General features: G+C 60.5%; 20 protein-coding genes. 7 read left to right on the forward strand and 13 right to left on the reverse strand.

Annotation, left to right across the window (positions count from 1 at the left end; all coding sequences use genetic code 11):
- Window positions 1–422: 422 nt before the first annotated feature.
- Complete coding sequence (locus G4D77_RS26775; RefSeq protein WP_016453324.1) at window positions 423–749, forward strand: tetratricopeptide repeat protein; 327 nt, start codon at window positions 423–425, stop codon at window positions 747–749.
- Window positions 750–766: 17 nt separating this feature from the next.
- Here G4D77_RS26775 and G4D77_RS26780 read toward each other — a convergent pair whose 3' ends face one another.
- A complete protein-coding gene (locus G4D77_RS26780; RefSeq protein ID WP_016449503.1) occupies window positions 767–1,120 on the reverse strand; it encodes a ribonuclease HI family protein in 354 nt (117 codons plus the stop codon).
- A gap of 212 nt (window positions 1,121–1,332) precedes the next feature.
- On the opposite strand from G4D77_RS26780, the gene G4D77_RS26785 reads away from it, so the two are divergent.
- Window positions 1,333–1,956 carry a glutathione S-transferase family protein gene (locus tag G4D77_RS26785; protein ID WP_016449502.1) on the forward strand — a complete coding sequence of 208 codons (624 nt, stop codon included), beginning with the start codon at window positions 1,333–1,335 and terminating at the stop codon, window positions 1,954–1,956.
- A 71-nt stretch (window positions 1,957–2,027) separates the two neighbouring features.
- Here G4D77_RS26785 and G4D77_RS26790 read toward each other — a convergent pair whose 3' ends face one another.
- On the reverse strand, window positions 2,028–2,462 hold the full coding sequence (locus G4D77_RS26790) for a YbaY family lipoprotein (protein ID WP_016449501.1): 435 nt from the start codon (window positions 2,460–2,462) through the stop codon (window positions 2,028–2,030).
- A 663-nt stretch (window positions 2,463–3,125) separates the two neighbouring features.
- Between G4D77_RS26790 and G4D77_RS26795 the strand changes: the two genes are divergently transcribed.
- Complete coding sequence (locus G4D77_RS26795; RefSeq protein ID WP_016449500.1) at window positions 3,126–3,413, forward strand: H-NS histone family protein; 288 nt, start codon at window positions 3,126–3,128, stop codon at window positions 3,411–3,413.
- Between the two features lie 642 nt (window positions 3,414–4,055).
- Here the strand turns inward: G4D77_RS26795 and G4D77_RS26800 are convergent.
- Together G4D77_RS26800 and G4D77_RS26805 are read right to left on the reverse strand one after the other, a co-directional pair.
- Window positions 4,056–5,165 carry an extracellular catalytic domain type 1 short-chain-length polyhydroxyalkanoate depolymerase gene (locus G4D77_RS26800; RefSeq protein ID WP_154833933.1) on the reverse strand — a complete coding sequence of 370 codons (1,110 nt, stop codon included), beginning with the start codon at window positions 5,163–5,165 and terminating at the stop codon, window positions 4,056–4,058.
- Window positions 5,166–5,175: 10 nt separating this feature from the next.
- Window positions 5,176–5,595 (reverse strand): ribbon-helix-helix domain-containing protein, encoded by a 420-nt coding sequence (locus G4D77_RS26805; protein WP_154833934.1) that lies wholly within the window; start codon window positions 5,593–5,595, stop codon window positions 5,176–5,178.
- 204 nt (window positions 5,596–5,799) lie between these two features.
- Here G4D77_RS26805 and trhA point away from each other — a divergent pair, with 204 nt between their 5' ends.
- Entirely contained in the window at window positions 5,800–6,453 is a 654-nt protein-coding gene (gene trhA / locus G4D77_RS26810; RefSeq protein WP_052151651.1) for a PAQR family membrane homeostasis protein TrhA, read from the forward strand.
- A gap of 248 nt (window positions 6,454–6,701) precedes the next feature.
- Here trhA and G4D77_RS26815 read toward each other — a convergent pair whose 3' ends face one another.
- From G4D77_RS26815 to G4D77_RS26835, 5 genes are all read right to left on the reverse strand, one after another.
- Entirely contained in the window at window positions 6,702–7,730 is a 1,029-nt protein-coding gene (locus G4D77_RS26815) for a tyrosine-type recombinase/integrase (RefSeq protein ID WP_213757760.1), read from the reverse strand.
- A complete protein-coding gene (locus tag G4D77_RS26820; protein WP_123695802.1) occupies window positions 7,727–7,957 on the reverse strand; it encodes a DUF4224 domain-containing protein in 231 nt (76 codons plus the stop codon). The genes G4D77_RS26815 and G4D77_RS26820 overlap by 4 nt, the downstream gene beginning before the upstream one ends.
- A 66-nt stretch (window positions 7,958–8,023) precedes the next feature.
- A complete protein-coding gene (locus G4D77_RS26825; RefSeq protein WP_213757761.1) occupies window positions 8,024–9,862 on the reverse strand; it encodes a DNA cytosine methyltransferase in 1,839 nt (612 codons plus the stop codon).
- 79 nt (window positions 9,863–9,941) lie between these two features.
- Window positions 9,942–10,133 carry a hypothetical protein gene (locus G4D77_RS26830; protein ID WP_213757762.1) on the reverse strand — a complete coding sequence of 64 codons (192 nt, stop codon included), beginning with the start codon at window positions 10,131–10,133 and terminating at the stop codon, window positions 9,942–9,944.
- A 124-nt stretch (window positions 10,134–10,257) separates the two neighbouring features.
- Complete coding sequence (locus G4D77_RS26835; RefSeq protein WP_213757763.1) at window positions 10,258–10,506, reverse strand: DUF7220 family protein; 249 nt, start codon at window positions 10,504–10,506, stop codon at window positions 10,258–10,260.
- Between the two features lie 82 nt (window positions 10,507–10,588).
- Here G4D77_RS26835 and G4D77_RS26840 point away from each other — a divergent pair, with 82 nt between their 5' ends.
- From G4D77_RS26840 to G4D77_RS26850, 3 genes are all read left to right on the forward strand, one after another.
- Window positions 10,589–10,855 carry a hypothetical protein gene (locus G4D77_RS26840; protein WP_213757764.1) on the forward strand — a complete coding sequence of 89 codons (267 nt, stop codon included), beginning with the start codon at window positions 10,589–10,591 and terminating at the stop codon, window positions 10,853–10,855.
- A gap of 446 nt (window positions 10,856–11,301) precedes the next feature.
- Window positions 11,302–12,273: an endonuclease/exonuclease/phosphatase family protein gene (locus G4D77_RS26845; RefSeq protein ID WP_213757765.1), complete on the forward strand. Its 972-nt coding sequence runs from the start codon at window positions 11,302–11,304 to the stop codon at window positions 12,271–12,273.
- A gap of 9 nt (window positions 12,274–12,282) precedes the next feature.
- Entirely contained in the window at window positions 12,283–12,726 is a 444-nt protein-coding gene (locus G4D77_RS26850; protein ID WP_213757766.1) for a hypothetical protein, read from the forward strand.
- 180 nt (window positions 12,727–12,906) lie between these two features.
- On the opposite strand, the gene G4D77_RS26855 is transcribed toward G4D77_RS26850, so the two are convergent.
- From G4D77_RS26855 to G4D77_RS26865, 4 genes are read right to left on the reverse strand one after another with little or no spacing between them, the layout of a single operon-like run.
- Entirely contained in the window at window positions 12,907–13,236 is a 330-nt protein-coding gene (locus G4D77_RS26855) for a hypothetical protein (protein WP_213757767.1), read from the reverse strand.
- A gap of 25 nt (window positions 13,237–13,261) precedes the next feature.
- A complete protein-coding gene (locus G4D77_RS26860; protein WP_213757768.1) occupies window positions 13,262–13,477 on the reverse strand; it encodes a hypothetical protein in 216 nt (71 codons plus the stop codon).
- Window positions 13,455–13,583 carry a hypothetical protein gene (locus G4D77_RS31015; RefSeq protein ID WP_255247323.1) on the reverse strand — a complete coding sequence of 43 codons (129 nt, stop codon included), beginning with the start codon at window positions 13,581–13,583 and terminating at the stop codon, window positions 13,455–13,457. The genes G4D77_RS26860 and G4D77_RS31015 overlap by 23 nt, the downstream gene beginning before the upstream one ends.
- A gap of 13 nt (window positions 13,584–13,596) precedes the next feature.
- On the reverse strand, window positions 13,597–13,830 hold the full coding sequence (locus G4D77_RS26865; protein ID WP_213757769.1) for a hypothetical protein: 234 nt from the start codon (window positions 13,828–13,830) through the stop codon (window positions 13,597–13,599).
- Window positions 13,831–13,837: the final 7 nt, after the last annotated feature.

Consider the following 13,837-nt stretch of genomic DNA (forward strand, 5'->3'; position numbering starts at 1 on the left):
TCCAGGAAGGACACATGCTAAGAGTTTGAAATGAGAGCGCTGGCGTCTGGCGCCTCCGGTCCTTCCTGGTTGTCAAGTGTAAATTGAAACAAGGTGCTTGACGGAGCTAACTCGGGTGAAGTTGCATGCAACTGAGTCGTAAATCCTGTTTTTCACACGCCATCGTGAGACCAGCCATGCAGTGGGAATGCAAAAAGCCCGCTTGAAAGCGGGCTTTTTGCGGGTGATGTGGACGATGGCTCTTACGCGACCATCGTTTTACGGCAGAACGTCTCTGCGGCTGTCACCGTTGTTTTTTTCGTCGTAGTGCACGACGCGCCGGCGTGAGATACAGCATTGTCTGCGCAGACAACCGCGAGATTGTAGCATGACCGCAATTTCAGCTGGATCGAGAACATGCATTGCCACCAAAGGATGAAACCATGAACGAAATGACGCAAAGGCTCGAGGGCCTCCTGGCGTCCGGCAAGGACTCGGCTTTGATGCGCTGCACGTTGGGCAAGGCGTATCTTGATGGCGATGCGCCTGCTGTGGCGCACTCGCACCTGCAGCGCGCCACTGAACTCGATCCCGGCTATTCGGTGGCATGGAAGCTTCTGGGCCGGGCATTGCTGGCGCTGGACGATGCTTCGGGGGCTCGGCAGGCGTGGAGCACGGGGTTGGCCTGTGCGCAGGAAAAGGGAGATGCCCAGGTCGTCAAGGAGATTGGTGTGTTCCTCAAGCGGCTGGACAGGCAGCAGTCCGCCTGAGTGCGGCAAGCGCGGGGTCACGGCTGCAAAAGGGCCGCTCTGGCCAGCGCGTCGGCCTCGGTGTTGCGGTGACGAGGAATCCAGCGCAGTTGCACATGCTCGAACTCGGCCAGCATGGCGCGGGCCTGATCGAAAAGGTCGGCCAGCCGCACGATGGGCCTGGTGGGGCGGGGCGATGGCGCCAACTGCTCTACCAGGACGCTGCTGTCCGTGAAGATGGCCAGCCGGCGAGCCTGCAGGCCTAGCAGGGTCTGCAGCACAGCCATCAAGGCCCGCAGCTCGGCTTCGTTGTTGCAGCCTTGGTCGGGGCAGACCTGGGACAGAAGCTGCCGTGTTCCGTCGGGCGCCGTGATGACGGCTCCCAAGGCCATGCGACCCGGGTTGGGCAGTGCGCTTGCATCAATGTATGCAGTCCACAGGTCAGTGTCGGTCGGAGAAGGGCCAGAGTGGTTTCGGCGGGATGAAAGCTGTTCCAGAGGCATGTCTGCATCATGCGGCAGCAGTGGGAATCTGACCGCATTCCTCATCGGATTGGACGGGACAATGCAGGATTGCAAATCACCGAAACCGAAGAAGGCTGCGAATGATCAGGATTCTGGGAAAGTCATCGTCCATCAATGTGCGCAAGGTGCTGTGGCTTTGCGTGGAGCTGGGAGTCTCGTTCGAACAGGAAGAGTGGGGTTCGGGCCATCGGTCAACGCAGGAGCCGGGATTTCTTGCACTCAACCCGAATGCCATGGTTCCCGTGCTGCTTGATGGGGCGCTGGTGCTGTGGGAGTCCAACACCATTTGCCGCTATCTTGCCGCGCGCCAGGCTCGGCATGACCTGCTGCCTGCAGCACCCGCAGAGCGCGCACGCGTCGAGCAATGGATGGACTGGCAGGCGACCGAACTGAACAACTCCTGGCGCTATGCCTTCATGGGATTGGTGAGAAACAGTCCGGAGCATCAGGATCCTGCGCTGCTGGCCAGCAGCATGGCGAACTGGCATCGCCACATGCGCATACTGGAGGAGCAACTGTCGCGCACAGGCGCCTTTGCTGCAGGCGCGCAACTCACCCTTGCCGACATCGTGCTGGGCCTGTCTGCCCACCGCTGGCTGTCTGCCCCGATGGATCGCCCTGACTTGCCCGCAGTCCGTGCGTACTATGAGCGGCTTTGCGAGCGCCCAGGCTTTCGCACGCATGGTGCCAACGGCATGCCTTGATGGCCGCCTGGTGCCCTCTGCGCGACAAAGCCCGCCGGAATGTCCTGCGGGCTTTGTCTTTTTAGGGAAGGTCAGGGGGCAACCCGCACCAGCACCATATCGGCCTTCGGGCCTGCTCCACGGGTCAGGACCGGGTGGACGGTGTCATTGGTGAAGATGAGCTGGTTGCCCTGGGTGATGCGTGAGGTCACCGTATATTGCGCCGCAGGATTGAGACGATTGGGCTCCACGGGCAGCTTGTAGCTGAACGGGGGCTTGAGGCCTTCAAGCCGCACGGATTGCTGAGATATCACGGGGGCGGCGGCATCGGCGCGAGAGGTGTCCTGCAGCTCCACAACCAGCACGGCATCGGACGGGAGCGGCATGGGCTCTCTCAGATCGACCGTGCCCATGACGGCGGTGACCGGCGCGTTGGGCGAGGGCTGGGACTGGGCACATGCGCCCAAAAGTGCGGCGGCCATCACGATGGCGAGAGAGGTGCGGCGCTGGAGGATGTTGGGATTCATGGGAATTCCTTCTTGATTGGAAAGGTCCCAGTCTGGCTTGGCGCATTCTGGAGGGCTGTAGGAACGGGTTCCACAGAGGCTGCTGCCATTTCCCAAAGTCGCATACGCCGATCTGCGGTCGGGTTGCCAGCCAGGGCGACGGGCGTGTGAAAGATCAGGTCGCGTCGGCGCATGAAGGACGCTGCCAGGCAGTCCACAGGGTTTCGGAGGGGGCTGCATCGTTCGAGGCCTGCGCCATGCCAAGAGCGATGGGTCAAGTGTCCCGATCTATTTGCGTTGCTTCTCATCAATCCGCCACTCCTGTTTGGGCGGTGAATCGTTCTTGCTTTTGCCATCGCTCGCCGCAGGGGAGAGCACCGTTTCTTTTGACGTGCCGGGGCAACTATCTCCACATTCCACATCGCGGCAGCCGAGGGCAAGTCATTGCTGCCCAAGGGGCTGACTCCTTGGCGCGAAGAGGTGTGCGCAAGTGTGCAGAGGTGCGGCAGCGATTGATCTGGGCAGCCGCCGCGTCGGCCACGGAGCCTCGCTCCACGGCTGTGGGGTGCCAAGCGGAAGGGCTTCTCTGTCCCAGCACACGGCGGTGGAAAGCTTGTGCTTTGGGGTGCGGAGCATTTTTTGAATAGAATGCGTTTTTGCTAGCATGCATCCAAAGAAAAAGCCATGACATCTGATTACAAGACTCTCCTTCAGCAAAAGGCCGAGATCGAGGCTCGCATTGCCGAGGTCCTCAAAGCCGAAAAAGGCGGTGCCATCGCCAAGGTCCGTGAACTGGTCCAGCAGTTCCAGTTGACCCAGGAAGACGTGTTTGCTACCGGTAAGCGCAAGTCTCCTGCTGGCACAGGTGTGGCCAAGTACCGTGATCCGTCTACTGGCGCAACATGGACCGGCCGGGGCAAGCCTCCCGGCTGGATCAAGGACGCAGCGGACCGAACCGCTTTCGAGATCTGAATCTGATCAAGGGCCCGCAGTCGCGGGCCTTTTCTTTTGTGGGTCCCCGTGTGGTTTTGATCGGCCGGCAGCTGTCCGGGAAAGGGCGACTGAGCGCTGTCTTGCCCGAAGGTCTCCCAGACCGAGCTGGACATGTGGAAGAGCGCGGTAAAGGTATCTCTCGCGGACCATGCCGCTGGCGCTGGCAGTGCGTCCACCGCGTATTACTGCGCAGCATCTGCTGCCATGCAGGCCTGCAGGCCAGGCTTACAAGAAGATCCTGTACGTCCTGCCTGGCTTTCACTGCATATCCTTCGCAGGCGTAGCCCGGATTTATCAAGGTCTCCAGCATGGACAAGGCTCCTGTATTCCAGCTTCCGAAATGGTCAGGGCTGTGCTTATCTCATCTGGCAGAGCTTTCAACCCATCGTGAATTTCATATGGCTGCCTTGTCTCTTGTGCCTCGCGGTGATTTCCCATGCCTTTCGAGGCAGCTTGACTCCATGCAGGCAAAAAAGGACCCTGGGGGCCCTTTTGCTGTCCTGGCCAGCCCATTTATTGCTGAGCCTGCTCTTCCGGAGTAATAGGCCCATGCTCAACCATTCCTAACCCTTGTGAGCCTTTGAAATCATGTGGTTGGCGAATGCGAGCAGCGGCGCCTAATCAGCAGTTGCGCGCACGCTGGTGCGACAGGAAAAAGCGCAGCATCTCGGCGCTGGCGTCGATTCCTCCCGGCGCGGTGTAGCTGCCCGCTGCGCTGCCGCCGGACCAGGCGTGGCCTGCGCCATGCAGTTGCCAGTGCTCGATGGCGGTACTGCCATCGGCTGCGATATAGGCAGAGCGGGTGAACCGTTGGCGGTTCGGCGCATGGCCCCGGCTGACGCGAGGTGCGCCTGTGGGGCTTTGCGCGCTGCGTGCAGCATGCACGACGGCCGCGCCGTTGTCGTGATGTACCGTGGTGTCCGCGTCACCATGAAACACGATCACTGGACACACGCTGGGGCCGCTGGCCGAGCCAGATGCTGCGCCTCTTCGCATCGCCTCGAGGGCTGAGGGCAGATTGGACGCGGCACCGGCGGCCAGGCCCGAATGCACGCCCACGGCGGCGAACAGCTCGGGATAGGTGCGTCCCAATATGTCCGCCATTGCACCTCCGGCCGAAAGTCCGGCGACATAGACCCGCGATGCGTCCGCGCCATGGTCGGCCATCACCTGGCGCGTGAGGCCTGCCAGCAGTGCGGGCTCGCCCCGGCCCCGTTGCTGGTGCTGGGCCTTGAACCAGTTCCAGCACTTTTGCGAGTTTGCATGCTGTGTTTGTTCGGGATAGAGCACCAGTACGCCAGCGCTGCGCGCCTGGTCATTCATGCGCGTGCCGGCGGCGAAGTCTTGCGGCCCTTGGGTGCAGCCGTGCAGCATGAGGATGAGCGGGCGAGGTCCCGCTTCGAGGGCACTTCCTGGCGGCACGTACAGACGATAGGCCAGTTGCCGGCCTCCGTGACAGTAGCTGCCGAGCAGCCATTGCTCGTCGCTGGAGGTGCCTGCCTGCGATGTGCCCACAGGCACGGCGAGTTCGGGAGCATCGTCGATGAAGCGGGCTTCGGCATCGACGATCCAGCCTGCATCCCGATGACTGGTTGCGGCTGGCTTGTCGTGGGGTGTGGGCGCACTTTGGCCTCGCAGCGTGCGCTGAATCAGCGCGGTGGCTTCCAGCAGATTGCCGGTGCGCGTCAGGCGTGTCGCCTCACCCAGCATGTCTTGAAAAAGCTGTTTCATGGAATGGTTCTCAGGTAATGCGGCCGGCCAGAGCGGCACGAACGGCGGGGCTGGCCTGGAGCGCTCCCAGCACCGTGATGGATTCGATGGTTTCGGCGGCAAGCTGCGCAGGCACGTCCTGCGCAATGCTGGCCAGGCCCAACACGCGGATCTGCAGCTTTTCCCCGGCAGCATGCACCCGCATGAGATCGGCCTGGGAGAAATGCTGCATCCCAAGGACCAGCATCTTGCGGGCGACGACCTGTTGCACCGCGTCCGCATGGCTGCGCAAGTGATTGCGTATCGCTGTGCGGATGAAATCGCTGCGGTTGGCGTAGAAGCCTTCGGCGACCAGCAGGTCGATCTGGCCCAGGTCGACATAGCCCAGATTGATGGTGAGCTTCTCGGATTCGCTCACGCGAGGGTTGGAGGTGGTTGTGTTTGCGGCCATGGAACATCCTTATGCCATCCATATGGATGGTTTGGGGATGGTTTCAAGGCCTGGTGTTGCAATTTGACGCGGCACGTCGTGGGGTATCCGGCGGACGGCGCTGCAGCGTGTGAGTTGCAATCATTGCCCTGTCACGTCTGAGCCGTAAGGTGGCGGAGCCGGGCTCGGCGTCCGGCGTTCCTTGGTCATGTGACAGGAGGCTTCATGCCAGACTTGCAGGCAGGCTTGCCGAGCGGCACGAGCGTTTGGTGCCAGCCCGGCGAGCGGTTCAATACCTGGAGTCATCTGGCAGCCCTGCTTGTGGGCGTGGTGGCCAGTGTGGGCCTCATCTGCGAAACGGTGGCCGGCGGCGATGCGCGCAAGATTGCGGGCTCTGTGGTGTTTGGCCTCTCTCTGGCGGCGCTGTTCGGTGCCTCGGCCCTCTTTCATGGCTGCACCGGGGCACGCAAGCGTTTTTGGCAGCGCGTCGACCACGCCTGCATTTACCTGCTGATTGCCGGCAGCCACACGCCTTTTGCCTTGATGGCGCCCTCTGGCTTGTGGGCTTGGTCCTTGCTTGCCGGTGTATGGGCGCTCGCATTGCAGGGCGCGATACGTGCACTTGGTTTCGATTCGCCGCCGCGCCTGTCCCTGTACATCAGCCTTGGCTGGCTCAGCTTGGGGGGCGCGGTGCCGATGGCCTTGCGCCACGGTGCGCAGACCCTGGCCTGGCTGCTCGCGGGCGGACTGCTCTATTCGGCAGGAACGGTGTTCTACCGAAGCCTTTCGAGCATGCGCCATTCGCATGGCATCTGGCACCTGTTCGTGGTTGCCGGCAGCGCCTGCCATACCGTCGCGGTGGTCGGTTTGCTGGCCTGAAGCGAGGGCTCGTGCTGGCGGCGCTGCGTTAGACGCTTTGGATTCTGTTAGACAAAAGCCCCTGGCTCTTTCGAACCAGGGGCTTGAATGATTTGGTCGGAGCGGCGGGATTCGAACTCGCGACCCTCTGCTCCCAAAGCAGCCGGTCGAATTATTGAAATCAACGGCTTGCACCGTTTTCTTCTAACGCGCGCACCTGCAATCGGTGCTGCCCGCCATAGGCAGCGCAGAGGCGCGTTAGAAGAAATTCAGCGTGTCGCGTCCACCTTCAGCGCGCGTTTGTGGCGCACATAGTCGGCGGTCTGGGACTGGGTGGAGTGGGCGCCCATGCGCTGCGCCTCCATGATCCCGCGCCCACGGTCCACATCGGTCAGGGCCTTGCCGCGAAGGTCGTGGAAATGGCAGTCCATGACCCCGGCCCGCTTCACTGCGCGTTTCCAGGCGGTGGACGCGCCCGAGTAGGTGTAGGGCTGGCCTTGCAGTGTGCAGAACACGAAAGCGGGGCTTTGGTTGGGCAGTGCCCGCAGGCGGTCCACCACATCTCGCAGGCGCTGCGTCCATGCAATCAGGACTTGAGCGCCGGTCGAGCCCTCGGTTTTTGCCGGCTGGAACGTGATGCCCTGCTTGCCCACATCGCTCCACCGCAGGGTCAGCAGGTCGCCAATGCGCTGCCCGGTCAGGTACGCCATGTCGATCAGCGCGCAGATCGTATGGCCGGAGCGCGTGCGCTTGCCGTCGTCCCCGTACATCACGGCAACTTTGATGCGGCGCACCTCGGAATCCGTGATGTACCGCGTGCGCGCCTTCACGGACATTGTCTTGAGGCTGTCCACCGGGTTCGTGCCTGGCGGCCGGTAGCCTTTCTCTTCGGCGAACCGCATCAGTTCTCGCAGCATGGAGCGGTACGCGTTGTAGGTGCGCGGCTTGTCGCTGAAGTGTTTCAGGAACTCCACGATGGCCGGCGCGGTGACCTCCTGCGCGCGAAACTCCTGGAACGATTCGGAGATGGTCCGCGTTTGGTAGGCGTCGTTGGCCTGCGTTTTCACGCTGTGCCGGCTGCCGACCTCCGCCAGCCAGTCCGCGATCAGTGCGGCCATGCTGTCCCGGGCCTGGTCTGCCTGCTCCATATCAGCCATGGCTCGATACAGAGCAGGCAGGCCATCGCGAATCGTGGACAACCGCGTCCAGATCCGCTTTTTCCCTTTGGCGCGGACATGCCAATAGGCGCCGCCCTTTTCGTAGACACGCTTCGGCAGGTCGCTGCGGCGCTTGCTCATGCTGGCCTCCGCATCTGCGGCGGCCGCACGCGCGGCGCGGTGGACGGAGCTGGGCCAGCGCACACCGCCAGGTAGTGGTCGCGCTCCAGCAGCACTTTGCCCGTGCGCTCGCTGAGCCGTGCACGGAAGAATCCGCGCTTGTGCAGCGCCTTGAGTTGCATGGAGGGAAATTGGTAGTGGGTGAGCTCCCTGATTTCGTCTTCAGAGAGGGTCAGGCTGATGCTCATGGTGGGCACCTTTCTGGAAATAGAGCGGCCCGCGTGGGGCGGGCCAGATTGTGGGTGGAGTCGCGCTCAAGCCGCGCGACGCAGTTGCCAGGCCGTGGACTCGGGGGAGTTGAGAGAGACGATTTGCTGCATGGGCACGGGGCTCACGGAGTTGCCCACCATCCGCACCTGGGCGGTTTTCGTCAGGGGCTTGCCGGATGCGGTCCGGTCGATGACGTAGCCGGGGGGGAAGTCCTGGGCGTTGTAGAGCTCACGCGGCACCAGCATGCGCAGAGTGATGTCCACGATCACCCAGGGCTCGCCCTTGAGCCACACGGTCACGAGCGCCAGACGGTCGCGCGTGGTGATGGTTGTCATCGGGTCGCGCAGGTCCGCCCACTGGCCGCCGCTGGCGTGGTAGCGCATGAGGAAGGCAGCGCAGCGCAGGGCACCGGCCTCCTGATCGGGAGACAGGTGGTACTGGATCAGGGCATGGTGCTCGGCCCCGGCTGTGACCGTGGGCACGGGCTCGCGCATGTCGCGGCCAACGCTGTTCCGGCGCAGTGTGCACAGGTGGGCGGCGATCAGCTGCTGCTGGCTGCCGCTGGTGGTCACGGTCGATACAGGGTCGCGCAGGTCCCGGGCCGGCGTGCTGTTGAATCCGCCGTTGGCTTGGACCATGAAGGCGGATGCCAGGCTCTGCCCGCCGCCGCTGGCCGTCAAGGTGCCCAGCGGCCCCCGTATGTCGTTGGCCCCGTGGCTCCAGCGCTTGCCACCGTCCTTGCCCTCGCCGTGCCCGGCCTGCACCAGGTATGCCGAGCTGATGGCGTGCTTGATGCCGCCGGCCACGGCCGTGCCCAGGGGCTGGGCCAGATCCAGCACGCGCGGGGCCTGGCCCTTGGCTTCGCCGTAGCCCATCTGAATCAGGGTCGGTGATACCAGGGCACGGCAGCCGCCTTTCTCCGTGGCGATGGTGCTCATGGGCCGGTCGAGCAGCTCGATCTTCCCGCCGTGGGCCATGTTCACGATGAACGGCTGGGGGCTGTTCAGCACGAACTTGTCCAGGCCATGCGCGATCCGCCGCATGGTGGCCGGCGCCAGTTCCTTCTTGCGCCCGAAGATGCTCTGCCCAGGGATGCTCCAGTCGATGCACTCAGCTGCCTGGCGGAATGGCTTCTGGCCCGCCTTCGGATTCTTCCAGTGCGTCTGCGCTGGCCACATGATGGGCAGGCCGTCGCGCCGGGCGATCAAGTACAGACGCGTGCGGGTGCTGCGCGAGCCCAAGGTCGCATTGCAGATCACGCGCCATTCCACCTTGTAGCCCAGGTCGCGCAGGGCCTGGATGAAGTGGCGCCAGTTGCGGCCCTTGTGCTTGGGGTCCGGCACCAGGAACTGATTGCGACGCGGCACCACCTCGCCGGGGTCGGCTACTCGGAAGGTGGCCTTGCCCGTGGCGGGGTCCGTGATGCGGTCCAACGTGATGGCGCGGCCGGTGGCTGGATCGCGCTTCGCAATCAGGGGGGACCACTGCATCATCTGCTCGACGTTCTCCAGCGTGATGACATCGGGCTGGGTCTTGCCGGCCCAGCGGATGACGATCCATGCGAGCGACCGGATTTCCCCGTTGCGGGGCTGGCCGCCCAGGGCCTGGCTGTGGTGAGTGCAGTCGGGCGAAGCGTGGAGCAGGCCCACCATCTCGCCGCGTGTCACGGCCAGCGGATCCACTTCACGGATGTCGGAACGGTAGTGCTTGGTCTGCGGGTGGTTGACCTCATGCATGCCGATGGCGTCGGCATCATGGTTGATGGCGACATCGACGGGCCGGCCGATGGCCTGCTCGATGCCGGTGGATGCGCCGCCGCCGCCGGCAAACAGGTCGATCACCAGCTTGGCCGCGAGGGGCAGGAGAAATTGGGGGGTGAGCATGCGGCTCCTCGAAATTTGGGCCAAAAAAAGCCGCTCGCGGCACGGTGGCCGGGCGGCTATGGGGGTGGAATTGCTCGAGCTAGATCCCGAGCGCTTGCTGGACGGCGGGTGGCGTGGCCAGGCGCTGCTGGCACGCTGGGTTGAGCCACAGCGCCTCGGTCTTCACTGCGGTGCCGCGCCCGGCAGAGATTCGGGTGCCCGTTGTGTGGACCTGCCACTCGGCGAGCTCGCGCTCGTACAGCTCGGACGGGTAGCCGCTGAGCACGACCATGCCCTGCAGGCCGCGCCGCCGAAGGGCTCGACGTAGCAGCGGTGTGCTGGAAAGTGCTGGAGCACCCAGGGTGCAAGCCGGAACTTGGCGCCGTGGTAGCGCAGGGCTGGGGATGTGACTTGGCTCATGCGCTGACTGCCTCGGCCAGCCTTGCCGCCGCGCGCTGCAGCCGGGCGTTGAACCAGCGGCGCAGCACGTACTGGCGAGCGATGGAGATGGCTGTGTAGATCATGCTGATGGCAACGTTCTCGCCCAGGCTGGGCGCGAAGCCGAAGCGGGGGAACACCAGGGCGTTTGCCACGATGCTGACCATCAGTCCGATGGCCACGTTCATCAGGGCCTCAATCAGCGAGCCCAGGCGTGTTTGATTCATGGGAGGCTCCAGATACGACAAAGCCCTTGGTGGCGGGCTGTGGGTGGAGGGTAGGATGTGCGTTCCAAAAGGAGAATCGACAATGAGCGATAGCAATGGACCAGCAAGCCAGAACCCCCTGCGGGAGGGCGAGTACTTGGTTTACGGCGATGCCGAGCGGATGCCCAATGGTGGCTGGGCTGCGTTCTTTAGGATCGATCACCACCCAGAAGGGCAGCCCCTGGTGGAGAAGTTGATGTCCCGAAAAATAGTGAATCGCGACGCGCATAAAACAGCAGATCTAGCCCGGCTACACGGCGCTATTTATGGTCGCGACTTCCTTCGGGAAGCGATGGGGAAGAAGGCTTGACGGCGATCAGTTTGCAACTGTCGGGCGGCAGCCATTGGAAAATAAAAAACCCCTGGAGGTCTCACATCCAAGGATCTGAGGCGCCGCCTAGACTTGGCGCGCACCCCCTTGCTTGATGTAGCGGCAGCCCGTTGCCTAAATTTTGGCTGCTTGGGCCTGGAATTGCTTCCGGTCTTTGCCGTTGATCCAGTTCAAGGGCATGCTCCACCCGCTCAATATGAGGTACGTAAGAGATCAATTTAATGAGATGGGTAAATAGATTGTATATAGCTGATTTTATTTTAAAATATGAATTTTAATTTATGGAATTTGAGCTGTAATTATCCTGTTATATTTCTTGGTATTTCTAATAATTATTGAACTAGGTTATTTTAGAAGCCGTCTCGATAGACTTATAAAGTGTTCGTGGCAAAATTTATTGTTAATTCAGCTTAATAATGTTGCGTATGACTTCCATAGGCGTAGATATATTTTGGTGGAATGCCAATAATTACTATCATTTCGATGTTTCTAATTCTGGTGATCGTTGGCCGAAAGACCTAGCGGATTATATGGAGAAGTGTAGGCGCGTTGATTTGGCGCTAAATTCATTTTTCTCATCCAAAAGAAAACCTATGATTTTGGCTATTTGTGAAATAACAAGAAAAGCTGCTGAAGATTTGCGTCAACGATTGTTTCCTGATTACGAGATAATATCTCTAGATGTGATGTTGAGTCGACCTAGTTTGCAAATAGCGATTTTATTTAAAAGAGATGCTCATATTAGAATTTCAGAACAAAATCCGATAGTGGTTAGCGATATGCCCAAGAGCACTAGACCGATGGCCGTCTTGGATGTCGAGTATGGTGCGAAATGTGTAAGGATGGTGTTTTGTCATTGGCAAGCTCGCTTTGAGGACGAGGCTAAGTCCTCTAGAGAAGCTATGGCCGGGTTTTTGAATAAATACACGTATGATTATTTGCGCGATTCTCCGGATAGAAGTATTTTAATTATGGGTGATCTTAACGAGGATCCATTTGAGGAGGCTCTGAATAAGTTGCATGCCCATAGATATCGATCTCGCGCTGGCGAAAAGCATTATACTGACAAAGATACGCGCAGAGTGCATTTATATAATTGCACTTGGCGCTTACTTGGAGAAAAAGCCGCTTATTCTAAAGATGTTTCCTCGATCCCCAATGCAACTGCAGGAACTTACTACTGGAAACTAAAGAAAAGGTGGCATAGCTTTGATCAGATAATTGTAAGTCATGGGTTGATTTCCAAAAAATCTCCTCATCTTGACGAGGAAGCGACGCATATTGTTGATTTGCCAGAATTCTTACCAGAAAAGCTCCCAGCCACCTTTAAGCGCGAGCGTGGTGGCTATGTGGGCCTTTCTGATCATCTTCCGATTTACACCAATATATTTTTTTAAGGAATGATCATGTCAAAGTATATAAAAATTGTTGAAAGTTTGGTTGACGGTATAAATGCGGGTTACAAAGCTGCAAAAGATGATTTGTTTGAAGTTGTTGAGGAAATTGCTTCAGCCTTGAGGACGATTCTTCCTGACTCGAAAATAACTATAGAAAACTTAAGTGACGCTTCAGAGGGGACATTTTTTCGTATTTCTATCGACCTTCTTCCGAAGGATGAAAGCGTAAAAATAGTTCGTCTTGGCACCTACTTCGTCCCAAGTGCTGGCTATCCAATTAGTACAGGGAGGTTTCTGGGCCCTGCAAATTATGATGCAGTGGATTTTTTCGGCGATCGTGATTCACTTGATTCATATTTTCAGGAATTTTTTAATAGTCCAGGATCTAGCCTTGTCCAAACAATGGGTTTTGCACTAAGGCGGCGGGAAATGGATGATGAAATTCCTTTTTAGAAGTGATTGGCGATTTTATCTGCGGTAGTTTCGTTGCTTTGATCTAACCTAGGTCAGAGGCCCTCTGCTGCACATGCCTGGCCGAGCGCTGCAGGTGCGCAGCGACGGCCGCTGTGGGCTGGGTGGGGTAGTGCGCCCGCAGGTAGGCGTCATCCTCGGCCCGCCATGGCGTGTTCTTGTTCATAGCGGGAGACCGACCTGCTGCCCCTTGATCTGCAGCACGCGGCGTGCGTGGTTGCCGACCTCGGGAGTGACCGAATAGCCGTAGCCATCGGGGTTGATCAGTTCGCGGATCAGGTCGAAGGCCTCGGCCACATCCGGCGCCAGGTGGCTGGCGTCGTAGGTGGTGGTTTCGAGGTTGGGCAGGTGCTGGGCCATGCGAAGCAGCTCCAGGGCGGCTGCGTCCTCGGTGTGCAGGCCGCGCCCAGGCACCGGGCGGGGCAGGTTGGTGGTCAGGGCAACACGGCCCTCGTCGTCGGCGGAAATGGCAATGATGATTTGGCGGGTCATAGTGGTCTCCTGTGAAGTGGCGGGGTCAGGACGGGGTTTCGTCCAGGTGCAGAAGGCGGTGGATCTGGTCGCGCGAGCGGTCGAACTGGACAGCCCACGCGGCACGCTGGGTGATGGGGGGCCTGCTGGCGTGCTCTGCCGCTAGGGCGTGGGCGTCGGCCAGCGCGAGGGCATGGCGCAGCGCGTAGTGCCAATCGCTGGCCCAGTGGTGGTCGCGGTCAGCGGTGGCAGATGACGACATAGGGCCGGTCTCCGAATTGCTCCAGCGCCCAGGCGCATGCGTCTTGCGTGCAGGCGCCGACGAATTGCTGCTGCGTGCAGCCGCATTTGATGGTGAAGGTGCGCATGTGACTCCAGTAATCAGAGGGATGGCAGTTCCAGCGGGATCTGCTGGAGCTTGGTTGCGGCGGGCGCATCAGCCGTGCTGGCCTTGCGGGTGCGGCGCTTCGGTGGAGTGGCTGCAGCTGCAGCACTGGCCAGCTGCTCGCGCGCCCTGGCGAAGGTCTGGGCCACGTTGGTGTGTTCGCTGCGGCGGTAGACAAAGGCCTGATCGGTGATCGGCGTGGAGGGGCGTGTGATGCGCGCGTGCTGCATGCGGCTC

It is taken from the genome of Delftia sp. WY8, assembly GCF_018437695.1.
Lineage (GTDB): Bacteria > Pseudomonadota > Gammaproteobacteria > Burkholderiales > Burkholderiaceae_C > Comamonas > Comamonas tsuruhatensis.